The sequence below is a fragment of the Actinomadura nitritigenes genome, from assembly GCF_017573545.1.
GTDB classification, from domain to species: domain Bacteria; phylum Actinomycetota; class Actinomycetes; order Streptosporangiales; family Streptosporangiaceae; genus Spirillospora; species Spirillospora nitritigenes.
Window position 1 is genome coordinate 160,440 of sequence record NZ_JAGEOK010000016.1, and the last position, 13,673, is coordinate 174,112.

Genomic DNA, 13,673 nt, shown 5'->3' on the forward strand with positions numbered 1-13,673 from the left:
GCCCCATTCCCGCCATGCGCCGGTCTACACGCCCGGCGGCGCGCGCCTCCGCGGTGCCCTCCGCGGTGCCTTCCGCGGGGGGGCGCCGTGCCGGGGTCAGGCGTGCGTGCCGGGGGTGGTGCGGCGGGCGCGGAACGCGGCGGCCTTGGCGCGGTTGCCGCACTGGCGCATGTCGCACCAGCGGCGGGTGCGGCGTCGGGAGGTGTCCAGGTAGAGGCGGGTGCAGGGGTCGGCCTGGCATTCCTTGAGCACGCCGCGGCCGGCGTCGACGCCGTCGTCGGTGCGTTCTCCGGGTCCGGCCGCGGCGGCGAGCAGGTCGACGGCGGCGCGGGCGGCGGCGGCCAGGACGGCGGTGGCGTCGCCGTCGCGGTGCACGGCGCCGTCGCCGGTGAGGCGGGGGACGGGCGGTGCGGCGGCGGCCCGGCGGTTGATCAGGTCGCGGTCGTCGGCGGCGGGGGCCCGGCCGTGCAGGACGGCGGTCGCGGCGCGGTAGATCGCCTCGCGGAGGTCGACGGCGGCGGCGAGGTCGGCGTCGCTCACCGGGGGCGGGTCGGTGACGAGCCCGGCGGCGACGGCCCAGCGGGCGAGCCGGTCGGGGGCGGTGAGCAGGTCGCGGCGGTCGTCGCGGCGGTGCTGGACGGTCCCGGCGAGATCGAGGGCGAGGTCGCCGGAGTGGAAGGTGAACTCCATCCCCCCATGGTAACCGGCTTGACAGGTTACGAACGGTGGTCCGAGGATGAATAACCATCAAGACCGGTTACTTATGGAGGTGCCTCATGGTGGTCCCGCGCACCCCGGCCGCGCCGTCTCCGGAGACGGCGTCCGCCAAGGCGGGACGGCGAAGGGCGGCGCCGGCGGACCCGAGCGGCACCCGGTCCGGCGGCGAGCGCAGGGGAGTGGCGGGCGCGGCGATGCCGGCGGTGTTCGTCCTGCTGTGGAGCAGCGCGTTCATCGCCGGAGCGATCGGGGTGGACGCCGCCCCTCCGCTGCTGCTGATCTTCGCGCGGTTCGCCGCCGCCGGGCTCCTGCTGGCCGGCTACGCGATCGCCGTCCGGGCGCCGTGGCCGCGGGGCCGCGCCCTCGCGCACCTGGCGGTGTCGGGGCTGCTCATCCAGGCCGTCCAGTTCGGGGCCCTCTACAGCGCCATGGCGATGGGCCTGCCCGCCGGGGTCGTCGCGCTCGTCCAGGGCCTGAACCCGGTCGTGATCGCGCTGCTGGCGGCGCGGGTCCTGGGGGAGCGGGTCACCGGACGCCAGTGGGCCGGGTTCGGGCTCGGCGCCGCCGGGGTCGTGCTGGCCGTCGCCGACCGCGTCGCCTTCTCCCCCCTCGGGGTGGTCCTGTGCCTGGTCGGGCTCCTCGGCCTCAGCCTCGGCACCCTCTACCAGAAGCGCCACGTCACCGACATGGACGTGCGCACCGGCACCGCCGTGCAGTTCCTGGTCGCCGCACCGCCGCTCGGCGCGCTGTCGCTGCTGACCGAGACACCGGCCGTCGCGCACTGGGGCGCGTTCGGCGCCTCGCTCGCCTGGATGGTGGCGGTGAACTCCATCGGGGTGTTCCTTCTGCTGAACACCATGCTGCGCCGTTCCCCGGCCTCGACCGTCGCCGCCCTGTTCTTCCTGACCCCGTCGGTCACCGCGGTGCTGGCGTGGGCGGCGCTCGGGCAGGCGCTGGACCCGCTCGCCGGCGCCGGGCTCGTCCTCGGCGGCGCCGGCGTCCTGCTGGCCGGCCGCCGCTGACACCGCCCCGCACAGCCCACGACCGGCCCGCGCGCTCGGCCGGTTCGGCGGGCCCGGCCCGTCCCGGGGGCGCCGGGCCCGCCGGTCAGGCGGGGGACGGGTCCGGGCCGTCCGGGCGGCAGTGCAGGCACGGCCGGTACCCCGCGGCCCGCGCGGCGGCCAGGTCCCGGAACCCGCGCCGGTGCGAGGGCGCGATCCGGCGCGCGTCGGCGCACGTCGGGAAGCACACGATCCCGGTGGTGTCGCTGCCGACCAGCCGCACCCCGCGCCGCGCCAGCCCGGCGACCTCGTCCACGTCGACGTCCTCGGCGCGCAGCAGCCGCTCCTTGGCCGCCGCCCCGAACACGTACTCGCCCAGCGACCCGTCCGACCGGGTCACCCGATGGCAGGGGATCAGCAGCGGCACCGGATTGCGGCCCAGCGCCGACCCGACCGCCCGCACCGCCTTCGGACGCCCCGCACGCCGCGCCACCCACGCGTACGGGCGGGTCTGCCCGCGCGGGATCGTCGCCGCGGCCCGCAGCACCGCCGCCTCGAACCCGCTGAGCCCGCGCAGGTCCAGCGCCAGGTCGCCGAGCCGCCCCGTCCGCAGCGCCGGGACCAGCCCGGCGGGCGGCGCGTCGGCGGGCAGCAGCGGCCGCGCGAACCGCTCCCGGAACGACGCGGTGAACTCCTCCTCGTCCAGCCCGGCCCGCACGTACGCCACACCGCGGTCGGTGAACGCCACCCGCAGGTGCTCCAGCGGCCCGTCCACCTCGACGCGGCGCGCGGCGATCCGGTCCAGCAGCGCGGGCGGCGCGTCGGCGGCGAGCCCGGCCAGGCCCTCCAGCAGCGCGTCGGACGCGGGATCGATGCCGCTCATCGGGCACCCCCTTCTTCCTGATCATGGTGCAGGCGACGCAGGCGCGCCAGGCCGCGGGAGACGTGCGACTTCACGGTGCCCTCCGGCACTCCCATCACCTCCGCGATCTCCGCGACCGGCAGGTCGGTGACGTGCCGCAGCACCACCGCGGCGCGCTGCGCCTCCGGCAGGGCCGCCAGCAGCCCCGCCAGCTCCCGCCCGGTCTCGTGCCGCGCCGCCGCGTCCTCCACGCCCTCGGCGGGGTCGGGCGGGTCCGGTGCGTCCTCCAGCGGACCCGGCGGCGGCCTGCGCGCCGCCGTGCGCAGCCCGTTGCGCCACACGTTCGTCAGGATCGTCAGCAGCCACGCCCGGGGCCGCAGGTCCGCGATCCGCTCCGGCCCGTACCCGCACAGCGCCCGGTAGGCCCGCAGGAACGCCTCGGCGGACAGGTCCTCGGCCTCCGCCCACCGGCCGCACAGCCGCAGCGCGGTGGAGAACACCGGCCCCCGGTACGCCTCGTACATCACGGCGAACCCGCCGTCCAGGTCGCCGGACAGCGCGGCGACGACCCGCGCGCCCGCGGCGTCGCCCCCGCCTTCGGCGCTCCCGCCGCCGGAAGCCCCGGTGGACGCCTCGGCGGGCCGGATCGAAACCTCGTCGGTAACCGTCACATCCCCTTCAACACCGCCGCCGCCCGGCCCGTTGCGCCCTTGGGCCCGCGACGCCGCCCCGGGCCCCGGTCGCCGGCCGGGGAGCGGAGTCAGCCGAGCCAGCCCGGGCGGATCATCCCCGACTCGTAGGCCAGCACCACCAGCTGCGCCCGGTCCCGCGCCCCCAGCTTGGACAGGATACGGCTGACGTGCGTCTTGGCGGTCGCCGGCGACAGCACCAGCCGCTCGGCGATCTCCTCGTTCGACAGGCCCTGCGCGACGAGCTCCAGCACCTCCCGCTCCCGCGCCGTCAGCACGTCCAGCTCCACCGACGGCGGTGGCGCGCTGATCCGGGAGGCGAACTCGGCGATCAGCCGCCGCGTCACCGCCGGCGCCAGCAGCGCGTCACCGCGCGCCACCACCCGCACCCCGTGGATCAGCTCCGGCGGCTCGGTGTCCTTCACCAGGAACCCACTGGCCCCCGCCTTGATCGCGCCGTACACGTAGTCGTCCAGGTCGAACGTCGTCAAGATCACCACCTTGACGTCCGCCAGGGCGCGGTCGGTGACGATCCGCCGGGTCGCCTCCAGCCCGTCCAGCACCGGCATCCGCACGTCCATCAGCACCACGTCCGGGCGCAGCTCGCGCGCCAGCCGCACCGCCCGCTCGCCGTCCCCGGCCTCGGCGACGATCTCGATGTCGTCCTCGCCCTCCAGGATCGAGCGGAACCCGGCCCGCACGAGCGTCTGGTCGTCGGCCAGCGCCACCCGGATCACGTGTCCTCCCGCATCGCCCGCCCGGGCCTTCCGTCCGCCACCTGTTCTCCCGCTCCCTCGTCGTGCCCCCGGCGGCCGCCCGGGGCGTCCAGCGGCAGCCGCGCCCGCACCCGGAACCCGCCGCCGGGGCCCGGGCCCGCGGTCAGCTCGCCGCCGACCGCCACGGCCCGCTCCCGCATGCCGCGCAGCCCGTTGCCGCCCGCCGGCACGCTCGCCGGCACGCTCGCCGGCACGGCCGCCGGGCCGTCCTCGCGCCCGCCCGCCGCGGCGGTGCCGCCGGGCGGGCCCGCCCCATCATCGTCGATCTGCACGATCACCGCGTCCGCGGTGCACCGCACCTCCACCGTCACCGTCCCCGCGCCCGCATGCCGGACGACGTTGGTCAGCGCCTCCTGCACGATCCGGTACCCCGCCAGCCCGACCGGCGCCGGCACCGCCGCCAGCCGCCCACCGCCCGCACCGCCGGTGTCGTCATCGGTGCCGCCGGTGCCGTCACCGGCGGCGAGGTCACCGGCCCGCCGCACCCGCAGCCCCGCGGCCGCCGTGCGCTCCAGCAGCTCACCGACCCGCGCCAGCGACGGCACCGGCTCCACCGGCCCCGCCCCGCCGCCGGGCTCGTCGACCTGCCGCAGCACCCCCAGCACCCCGCGCAGCTCCCGCAGCGTCTGCCGGCTCGCCGCCTTGATCGCCTCGAGCGCCGCGTACGCCCGCGCCGGATCGTCGCGCCGGTGCAGCGCCGCCCCCGCCTGCACGTTGATCAGCGAGATCTGGTGCGCCAGCACGTCGTGCAGCTCCCGCGCGATCCGCAGCCGCTCCTGCGCCGCCCGCCGCAGTGCCTCCTCCTCCCGGCCGCGCTCGGCCGCGGCGGCGCGCCGCTCGGCCTCCTCGACCCGGATCCGCCGCCCCCGCACGTACTGCCCGATCCCGACCGTCACCAGCAGCGCCAGCGACAGCGACGCCACGCCCCGCGCGTCGGCCACCGCGTCCGGATCGCCGCCGCCCCCGCCCCGCACCGCCGAGGTCGTCAGGAACCCCGCGTTCACCACGATCACCGCGCCCAGCGGCACCGCGAGCCGGCACTGCACCGCCGCGTTGAACAGCGCCACCAGGAACACGAACGCGATCGGCCCGTCCGGATACCCCAGCGGGTAGTACAGCGGCGGCACCACGGTCGCCACCACCAGCAGCACCACCGGATGCCGGCGCCGCCACACCAGCGCCAGCGTCGTCACCGCGATCAGCGCCAGCCCGCCCGGCCACAGCGGGCGGTCGCCGGGCTTGACCGCGACCGCGCTCATCACCAGCGTGACCACCAGCGCGGCCACCGCCGGCACCACCTCGCCGACCCGCCCGCGACCCCACCGGCCGTCCCACTCCCGCCGGAACCGGGCCGACCACGGCCGCGACGGCGGGCTCGGCGGGACGGAACGCCCGGGACGCGGCGAGGGCACGGTCACCCGCCCACCGTAGCGGCCCCTGACTTTCGGCAGTATCACCGCAGATCACCGGCTTGTACCGTGGTCCGGGTGAACGACCCGGCCACCACCGTCCCGCGGCGCCCGGGGGAGCGGGCCACGGCCACCCCCGCACCCGCCGCCGCCCGTGCGCCCGCCCACCCGACCGGCACCCGCGCCACCCGCGTCTCCCATGCCGCCGTCGCCGCGCTGCGGGCGGCCCGCGCGGAGGCCCGCGCCGCCCTCCACCGGCCCCGCAGATCCCTGCTGGTCAAGGACATCGCCCTGTGGGCGGTCCTGGCGCTGCCCGCCGCGTTCGACCTGGTCTCACCGCTCGACCCGGCGGCCCCGTCCTGGTGGCTGCGGATCGCCGCGCTCGGCGTCCTGGCCGCCGCCGTCGCGATCTCCCGGACGCGCCCGACCGCCGCGCTGCTCACCGCCATCGCGCTGATCCCCGTGCACGGCAACTTCGTGTTCGCGATGCCCGTCATGTCCTACCTGACCGGGCTGCGGACGCCCCGCGCCCGCCCGGTGCTGTGGGGATTCACCACCGTGTTCGCCGCCGGCACCCTCATCAACATCGCCCGCGGCATCGACGTCACCACCTGGTTCCCCCTGACGCTGTGGCTGGTGCTGCTCGGCGTCCTGCCCTGGCTCGTCGGCCGCTACTGGCAGCAGTACCAGGAACTCCTGCACGCCGGCTGGGAACGCGCCGACCGCCTCGAACGCGAGCAGCGCATCACCGCCGAACGCGAGCGCCTGCGCGAACGCGCCCGCATCGCCCAGGACATGCACGACTCCCTCGGCCACGAACTCGCCCTCATCGCCGTCCGCGCCGGCGCCCTGCAGGTCGCCCCTGGCCTCGAGGACCGCCACCGCGCCGCCGCCGCCGAACTGCGCGCCGGCGCCGCCGACGCCACCGAGCACCTCCGCGAGATCATCGGGATCCTCCGCGACGACACCGCCCGCCGCGCCGCGGCGGGGGAGACCACCACCGGGGCCGCGCCGGACGCCGCCGCCCGGCCCGTCCACGAAAGCGTCCACGACCTCGTCGAACGCGCCCGCGCCTCCGGCGTCCCCGTCCGCCTGGACACCGCCGCCGGCCCGGCCCCCGGCCCCCTCCCGCCCATGATCGCGCTCGCCGCCCACCGGATCGTGCAGGAGGCCATCACCAACGCCGCCAAACACGCACCCGGCGCCGCGATCACCGTCACCCTCACCCGCCGCGCCTCCGCCACCGGCGGCGCCGACCCTGCCGAGCCCGCCGAGCCCGCCGAGCCCGCGATCACCGTCACCGTCGCCAACGACGCCCCGCCCGGCGGCCCCGCCCTCCTCCCGCCCGGCGGCGGCCACGGCCTCACCGGCCTCACCGAACGCGCCCGCCTCGCCGGCGGCACCCTGCACGCCGCACCCGCGACCGGCGGCGGCTTTACCGTCCGCGCCGTCCTGCCCGAGACACCGCCGCCCGGCCCCCGCCCCCTGGACGCCCCCGACGGCCCCTCCGAATCCGCGCGCCACCTCGAACGCGAACGCCGCCAGGTCCGCCGCGGCCTCATCACCGCCATCGCCGTCCCCGCCGCCCTCATCGCCGCGCTCGGCGCCGTCATGCTCGGCTACTACACCTACGCCACCCTCAACTCCGTCCTGCCGCCCGCCGACTACGCCGCCCTGCGCGTCGGCGACACCCGCGACCACGTCGAGCGCCTGCTCCCGCCCGTCCAGGCCACCGAGGCCGGCACCGTCCGCGCCCGCGTCCCCGAACCGCCCGGCGCCCGCTGCCGCTACTACCGCCCCACCGCCGACCTGCTCGGCACCGGCCACCTCTACCGCCTGTGCTTCAGCGGCGGCCGCCTCACCGCCAAGGACACCTACAGCACCGCCGACCCCGCCACGAAAGGCCCCGAGTGATCCGCGTCCTGCTCGCCGACGACGAGACCATGATCCGCGCTGGAGTCCGCGCCATCCTGTCCGCCGACCCCGGCATCGACGTCGTCGCCGAGGCCGGCGACGGCCGCGAAGCCGTCGACCTCACCCTCGCCCACCACCCCGACGTCGCCCTCCTCGACATCCGCATGCCCCGCATGGACGGCCTCACCGCCGCCGACGAACTGCGCCGCGCCGCCCCCGCCACCGCCGTCGCCATCCTCACCACCTTCGGGGAGGACGACTACATCGCCCGCGCCCTCACCGGCGGCGCCAGCGGCTTCCTGCTCAAGTCCGGCGACCCCCACGAACTCATCGCCGGCGTCCGCGCCGTCGCCGCCGGCGCCGCGTTCCTGTCGCCCAAGGTCGCCCACCGCGTCATCACCGAGCTGTCCGGCGGGCGCATGGCCGCCGGCGCCGCCGCCCGCCGCCGCGCCGAAGCGCTCACCCCCCGCGAACGCCAGGTCCTCGCCCTCCTCGGCGCCGGCCTGTCCAACGCCGAGATCGCCGGCCGCCTCCACGTCGTCGAAGGCACCGTCAAGGCCTACGTCAGCGCCATCCTCACCCGCCTGGACGTCAAGAACCGCGTCCAGGCCGCCGTCCTCGCCCACGAAGCCGGACTCGTCCACGACCCCACCCCCTGACCACCCCCTCTCACCTCCGGCGGACCCCGCGCGCGACGGGGCCGCCGCACCGACCACGGCGCGACGGCCCCCGGAGCCCACGTGCGGACGGGCGCGTCAGGCGTCCCGGCGCCGCAGCACCACCACACCGCCCCACAACGCCGCCACCGCCCACGCCGCCAGGATCGCCGCCCCGACCCCTGCCGGATACGGGCCGTCCCCGTTCATGAAGTGCCGCCCCGCACCGCTCGGCAACGCGTCCGCCGCGTGCCGCCCCACGCTCGAACCGGCGTTCTCCAGCAGCATCGGCAGCACCAGAAGGAACAGGAACGCCGTCGTCAACGTCCCCGCCGTGCTCCGCAGCATCGCCCCCAGCCCCAGCACCAGCAGGCACACCAGCGCCAGATACACCCCCGACTGCAACGCGTCGTCGGCGAACACCACCGACCGGAACCGGCCCCATCCGCCCAGCACCGGACCCGCGACCGCCGTCCCCACCACGCCCAGCACCACCCCGGCCGGCAGCATCACCCCCGCCAGCACCCCCGCCTTCGCCGCCAGCATCCGCCCCCGCCGCGGCACCCACTGCAACGTCGACCGGATGCTCCCCGTCGCGTACTCACCGGTGATCACCAGGATCGCCACCGCCACCACCACGAACTGGACCATGTCCAGCGCCGCGATCGCGACCCCGCTCACCGACACCACCCCCTGATCGTCCGACGCCACCTCGTTGGTGTTGTTCGACACCGTCGACGACGCCAGGATCAGGCACATCAGCCCCATCAGCACGGCCGCGCACGCAAGGCCCCACCACGTCGACCGCACCGACCACAGCTTCGTCCACTCCGCCGCGACCGCCCCCCGCAGCCCGCCGCCGGCCCGCACCACCCCACCGGACCCGGTCCGCACCGTCGCCGCCATCACGCCTCCACCCCGGCCGCCGCGCCGGCGCCGTACTCCACGCTCGTCCCCGTCAGCTCCATGTACGCCTCCTCCAGCGACGCCTTCTCCTCACTCAGCTCCAGCAACGGAACCCCCGCCTCGAACGCCAGCCACCCGACCCGATCCACCGGCAACCCCGTCACCACCAGCTCCTCCGCCGACACCCGCACCACCTCGACACCCCTCCGCCCGACACCCCCAGACGGGACACCCCCAGACGGGACGCCCCCGGACGGGACGGCCTCCGCCTCCACCCGCGCCGCCAGCTCCGCCGCCCGCGGACTGCGCACCCGCACCGCGTTCCGCGAACTCGCCGCGATCACCTCCGCCACCGGCGCATCCGCGATCAGCCGGCCCCTCCCGATCACCACCAGCCGGTCCGCCGTCAGCTGCATCTCGCTCATCAGATGCGACGACACGAACACCGTCCGGCCCTCCGCCGCCAGCGACCGCATCAACCGCCGCACCCACAGCACCCCGTCCGGATCCAGCCCGTTCACCGGCTCGTCGAACAGCAGCACCCCCGGATCGCCCAGCAGCGCGCCCGCGATCCCGAGCCGCTGCCCCATCCCCAGCGAGAACGACCCCGCCCGCTTCCCGGCCACCCCCTCCAGACCCACCAGCCCGAGCACCTCGTCCACCCGCCCCGCCGCGATCCCGTTGCTGCGCGCCATCGCCAGCAGATGCCGCCGCGCCGACCGCCCCGGATGCACCGCCTTCGCCTCCAGCAACGCCCCCACCTCGCGCAGCGGATGCCGGAACTCCGCATACCGGCGGCCGCCCACCAGCGCCGCACCCGCGCTCGGACGATCCAGCCCCACGACCATCCGCATCGTCGTCGACTTCCCCGCCCCGTTCGGCCCCAGGAACCCCGTCACCTTCCCGGCCGCCACCTCCAGCGACAGACCGTCCACCGCCGTCCTGTCCCCGTACCGCTTCGTCAGACCACGCAACGCGATCATCACACCGTCCCTCCGGCCCCGACATCCCGACAACGCCAGAACCTAGGCGGCGGGGGAGCGGCCCCACAGTGCCCGAACGCCACCCCCCGACCCCCACTTTCGACAGGGAACCCGCACCCGCCCGCACCCGTCCGCACCCGTCCACACGAACGGAACGGGCCGCCCCGGTGCCACCACCGGAACGGCCCGCCACACCCGCGGAGCGCTACGAACCCGGCCGATGATGCCGCCCCACCGCACCACCCGGCCCGCCGACGCCCCGCACACCGCCCATCACGTCCGGCATCGTCACCGCCGCATCGTCCATCCGCGTCACACCCGCAGCGCCCGCGGCACCCGCCGGCACCGGCTGCTGAACCGGCCCCGCACCACCGAACCCCGCACCCGCTGGCGCAGCCACCGGACGCGCCCCCAGCAGCACCGCCGCCACCGGGAACCCCCGCAGGAAATCCACTAGCGGCTCGGCCGGCCGCACCAGCACCAGCGCGACCACCGGAGCCACCACCACCCCCACACAGAACCCCGCCGCCACGTCATGCGGGTAATGCACACCCACGAACACCCGCGAGAACGCCATCAGCACCGCCAACGGCAGCACCAGCGGAGCCAGCGCCCGCCACACCACCACCAGCACCGCCGCCGACCCCGCCGCGATCGTCGCGTGATTGCTCGGGAACGACCAGTCCCCAGGCGGCGGACACGACGCGATGTGCACCGCCCCCGCCACCGCCCGGCACGGCCGCTCCTCCTGGAGGAAGTCCTTCGACACCTCGCTCACCAGATACGCCGCCACCATCGCGAACGGCGCCGACAACGCCAGCCCCATCGCCCGCGCGTCCAGGCCCCGCGCCCGCCACCAGCCCGCCGCGAACAGCACCGCGAACAACAGCAGACCCGCGTTCGTGCCCACGTCCGCCACCGAATGCACCCACGACGGCGTACCCCACGCCCACTCGGTGACGTCCCGGTACAGATGCACGCTGAAATCTGGCGCCTGCATGCTCTCCCTCACGATCGAGACGACCACCCGACACCACATCAGACACCGGGCGGACCGTCGAAGTTCACCCCACGTTCACCGTCTCGTAGAGCTTGGCACGACCCGACGATCACCCGCGCCACAAACGCCGCGCATCACCCAGAAGTCGACCCCGCACCCCCACCAAAGTCACCCCTACCGCCCCTCCGCACGGACGACCCCGCCACCGCCCGCGGCACCCCCATCCCCACCGCGCCGCCTATGCCGCCGCACGAAACGCACCCCCTCCACCACGCCCGTCACCGACAACGCCAACCCCAACCCCACCGCCACGCCCCGCACCGGATCGTCCTCGAACGCCGCACCGCCCACATAACCCAGCAACCCGCCGTACAACCCCCATGACACCGCCGCCACCCCCGCGAACACCGAGAACCGCCGCAACGGAAACCCCAACGCACCCATCGACACCGTCACCGCCGTCCGCCCACCCGGCACATACCGCGCCACCACCAGCACCAACCCGCCCCGCTCCGACAACGCACCCCGCGCCCGCACCAACGCCCCGTACCGCCGCGTCCCCGGCCGCGCCCGCCGCAGCAACCGCCCGCCCGGCCCCCGCCCCAGCAGATACGCCACATGATCACCGGCGAACGCGCCCGCCGCCGCCGACACCACCACCAGCGCCAGATCCGGCGAACCCGACGCCGCGTACACCCCGCCCGCGATCACCATGCTCTCGCTCGGCACCACCGGAAAGAACCCGTCCAGCGCCGCCACCGCGAACAGCACCAGGCAGAACCACGGCGACGACACCGCCGCACCCGCCACATCCAAGATCGAATCCATGCCCCGACGCTAAGAACCGGACCACCACCCCCACATCACCCGAAAGCCCACCACCACCCCCCACCATCGACAGGAAGCCGCGCCCCGGCCGCCTACCACAACCAAAACCGATTCGCCCACCACAACCCCCGTCCACCACACTCACACCACGTGGGACACCTGCACATATTCGACATGGACGGCACCCTCCTCACCGGAACCACCGCCAACCTCCAACTCGCCCGCCACCTCGGCACCCTCACCGAACTCCACGCCCTCGAAGCCCGATTCGCCGCCGGCACCCTCGACACCCGCGGCTTCTCCACCGAGATCCACCGCCTCTGGCACCACCTCACCCCCGACCACGTCGCCGCCGCCTACACCGCAAGCCCCTGGCTCACCGGCATCCCCGACGTCTGCGCCGACATCCGCGCACGCGGCGAACACTCCGCCGTCATCACCATGTCGCCCGACTTCTTCGCCCGCCACCTCCTCGACCTCGGCTTCGACCACGTCATCGCCTCCCGCTTCCCCCCGCTCCCGTTCACCGCCGCACCCCTCGACACCAGCGGCATCCTCACCCCCGACGACAAGGTCCGCATCACCGAAGAACTCCGCACCCGCCACCACCTCACCACCGACCAATGCGTCGCCTACGGCGACTCCATGTCCGACGCACCCCTCTTCCGCCACCTCACCAACACCATCGCCATCAACGCCGACCACCACCTCGCCGACATCGCCGCCCTCGACTACCGCGGCACCGACCTCACCGCCGCCTACACCCTCGCCCGCACCCTCCTCTGACCGCGGACCGGGGGAGAGGCCGCCCGGCGCCTCACCCCCGCTCCACCGGCCCCAGCAACGGATGCACCCGCATCGCCGCCTCCAACTCACCCGGCAGCTCATCCCGATACCGCCCCAGCGTCGACAGATCCGAATGCCCCAGCACCCGCCGCACCGCATCCATGTCCGTCGCCGCCGCCAGCAGATGCGTCGCCGTCGTATGCCGCAGCCCATGCGGCGTCACACTCCGCCGCCGCCCCGGCTCCACCCCCTCCAGCACCCGATCGATCACCGCCTGCACATCACCCCGCGCCAACCGCCGCCCCCGCCACGACAGCAACAACGCCCGCGACTCCACCCCGCGATCCAGCAGCACCCGCCCCTCCGCCAGATACGCGTCCAGCACCTCCACCACCGGACGCGGAAGCGGCACATCCCGCGTCCGCCCGCCCTTCCCGAAGATCCGCCAATACCGCATCCCCCCGTTGACGAAGAAGTCCTCCGCGTTCGCCCGCGTCAACTCCGACACCCGCGGCCCCACCGCCGCCAGCAACAGCACGATCAACCCGTCCCGCAACTCCGTCCGCTGATCCACCCGCCGCCGCGGCGCCGGACCCGCCTCCGCCATCTCCCGCGCGGCCCCCAGCAACCCCTCCGCCTGCTCCACCGTCAACGCCCGCCGCTCCGCCCGCAACCCGCCCCGATGCTTCGGCCGCACCGTCACCGCCACCATCGGATCCAACTGCACCCACCCCGCCACCACCGCGTACTTGAAGAACGCCGACACCGACCTGCGGAACCGCGCCTGGGACGACGCGCTCTGCAACGCACCACCACCGTCGGCCCCAGCACCCGGAGCCCCGCGCCGACGCCCGTCCGGCTTGCGCGCGAACCCCAGCAGCACCTCATCGACGTCCGCCCCCGTCAGATCGTCCAGCACCCGATCCGCACCCGCCAGCTCCGCGAACGTCACCACGTCCCGCGCGTACACCTCCGCCGACGCCGGCGCCAACGCCCCCGTCGAACACTTCGCCCGGACCATCTCCGCATAACGGTCCACAGCCTCGGCAACGGTCACACGCTCAAGATCCGCAGGACGCACCCGCCGGACGCTACAACCCGCCACCGACAGAACCGCCCCCGGACGGGTACGACCACCGCACCCGA

Annotated in this window: 14 protein-coding genes; 4 read left to right on the top strand and 10 right to left on the bottom strand. The window is 75.5% G+C overall.

The annotated features are described in order from the left end of the window. Nucleotides 1-96: 96 nt before the first annotated feature. Nucleotides 97-690, bottom strand: a complete 594-nt coding sequence (locus J4557_RS25515) for a CGNR zinc finger domain-containing protein (protein WP_208269252.1) — start codon at nucleotides 688-690, stop codon at nucleotides 97-99. Between the two features lie 86 nt (nucleotides 691-776). Here J4557_RS25515 and J4557_RS25520 point away from each other — a divergent pair, with 86 nt between their 5' ends. Continuing rightward, nucleotides 777-1,739 (top strand): DMT family transporter, encoded by a 963-nt coding sequence (locus tag J4557_RS25520; RefSeq protein WP_243776315.1) that lies wholly within the window; start codon nucleotides 777-779, stop codon nucleotides 1,737-1,739. Nucleotides 1,740-1,824: 85 nt separating this feature from the next. Here J4557_RS25520 and J4557_RS25525 read toward each other — a convergent pair whose 3' ends face one another. From J4557_RS25525 to J4557_RS25540, 4 genes are all read right to left on the bottom strand, one after another. Next, complete coding sequence (locus J4557_RS25525; protein ID WP_208269253.1) at nucleotides 1,825-2,601, bottom strand: methylated-DNA--[protein]-cysteine S-methyltransferase; 777 nt, start codon at nucleotides 2,599-2,601, stop codon at nucleotides 1,825-1,827. Next, nucleotides 2,598-3,251: an RNA polymerase sigma factor gene (locus J4557_RS25530; RefSeq protein WP_307800202.1), complete on the bottom strand. Its 654-nt coding sequence runs from the start codon at nucleotides 3,249-3,251 to the stop codon at nucleotides 2,598-2,600. Before J4557_RS25530 ends, J4557_RS25525 begins: the two co-directional genes overlap by 4 nt. Nucleotides 3,252-3,340: 89 nt before the next feature. Beyond that, complete coding sequence (locus J4557_RS25535; RefSeq protein ID WP_208269254.1) at nucleotides 3,341-4,006, bottom strand: response regulator; 666 nt, start codon at nucleotides 4,004-4,006, stop codon at nucleotides 3,341-3,343. Next, nucleotides 4,003-5,463: a sensor histidine kinase gene (locus tag J4557_RS25540; RefSeq protein WP_307800203.1), complete on the bottom strand. Its 1,461-nt coding sequence runs from the start codon at nucleotides 5,461-5,463 to the stop codon at nucleotides 4,003-4,005. The genes J4557_RS25535 and J4557_RS25540 overlap by 4 nt, the downstream gene beginning before the upstream one ends. 69 nt (nucleotides 5,464-5,532) lie before the next feature. Between J4557_RS25540 and J4557_RS49855 the strand changes: the two genes are divergently transcribed. After that, nucleotides 5,533-7,368, top strand: a complete 1,836-nt coding sequence (locus J4557_RS49855) for a sensor histidine kinase (RefSeq protein WP_208269255.1) — start codon at nucleotides 5,533-5,535, stop codon at nucleotides 7,366-7,368. Next, nucleotides 7,365-8,027, top strand: a complete 663-nt coding sequence (locus tag J4557_RS25550) for a response regulator (RefSeq protein ID WP_208269256.1) — start codon at nucleotides 7,365-7,367, stop codon at nucleotides 8,025-8,027. Before J4557_RS49855 ends, J4557_RS25550 begins: the two co-directional genes overlap by 4 nt. 96 nt (nucleotides 8,028-8,123) lie before the next feature. On the opposite strand, the gene J4557_RS25555 is transcribed toward J4557_RS25550, so the two are convergent. The 4 genes from J4557_RS25555 to J4557_RS25570 form a co-directional block, all read right to left on the bottom strand. Further along, nucleotides 8,124-8,930, bottom strand: a complete 807-nt coding sequence (locus J4557_RS25555; RefSeq protein WP_208269257.1) for an ABC transporter permease — start codon at nucleotides 8,928-8,930, stop codon at nucleotides 8,124-8,126. After that, nucleotides 8,930-9,913 (bottom strand): ATP-binding cassette domain-containing protein, encoded by a 984-nt coding sequence (locus tag J4557_RS25560; protein ID WP_208269258.1) that lies wholly within the window; start codon nucleotides 9,911-9,913, stop codon nucleotides 8,930-8,932. Before J4557_RS25560 ends, J4557_RS25555 begins: the two co-directional genes overlap by 1 nt. A gap of 205 nt (nucleotides 9,914-10,118) precedes the next feature. Next, entirely contained in the window at nucleotides 10,119-10,940 is an 822-nt protein-coding gene (locus tag J4557_RS25565; protein ID WP_307800204.1) for a phosphatase PAP2 family protein, read from the bottom strand. Nucleotides 10,941-11,087: 147 nt separating this feature from the next. Then, nucleotides 11,088-11,741, bottom strand: a complete 654-nt coding sequence (locus J4557_RS25570) for a DedA family protein (protein WP_208269259.1) — start codon at nucleotides 11,739-11,741, stop codon at nucleotides 11,088-11,090. 150 nt (nucleotides 11,742-11,891) lie between these two features. Between J4557_RS25570 and J4557_RS25575 the strand changes: the two genes are divergently transcribed. Next, entirely contained in the window at nucleotides 11,892-12,527 is a 636-nt protein-coding gene (locus tag J4557_RS25575; RefSeq protein WP_208269260.1) for an HAD family hydrolase, read from the top strand. Between the two features lie 31 nt (nucleotides 12,528-12,558). On the opposite strand, the gene J4557_RS51100 is transcribed toward J4557_RS25575, so the two are convergent. Beyond that, complete coding sequence (locus tag J4557_RS51100; RefSeq protein ID WP_307800205.1) at nucleotides 12,559-13,584, bottom strand: tyrosine-type recombinase/integrase; 1,026 nt, start codon at nucleotides 13,582-13,584, stop codon at nucleotides 12,559-12,561. Between the last annotated feature and the right edge of the window lie 89 nt (nucleotides 13,585-13,673).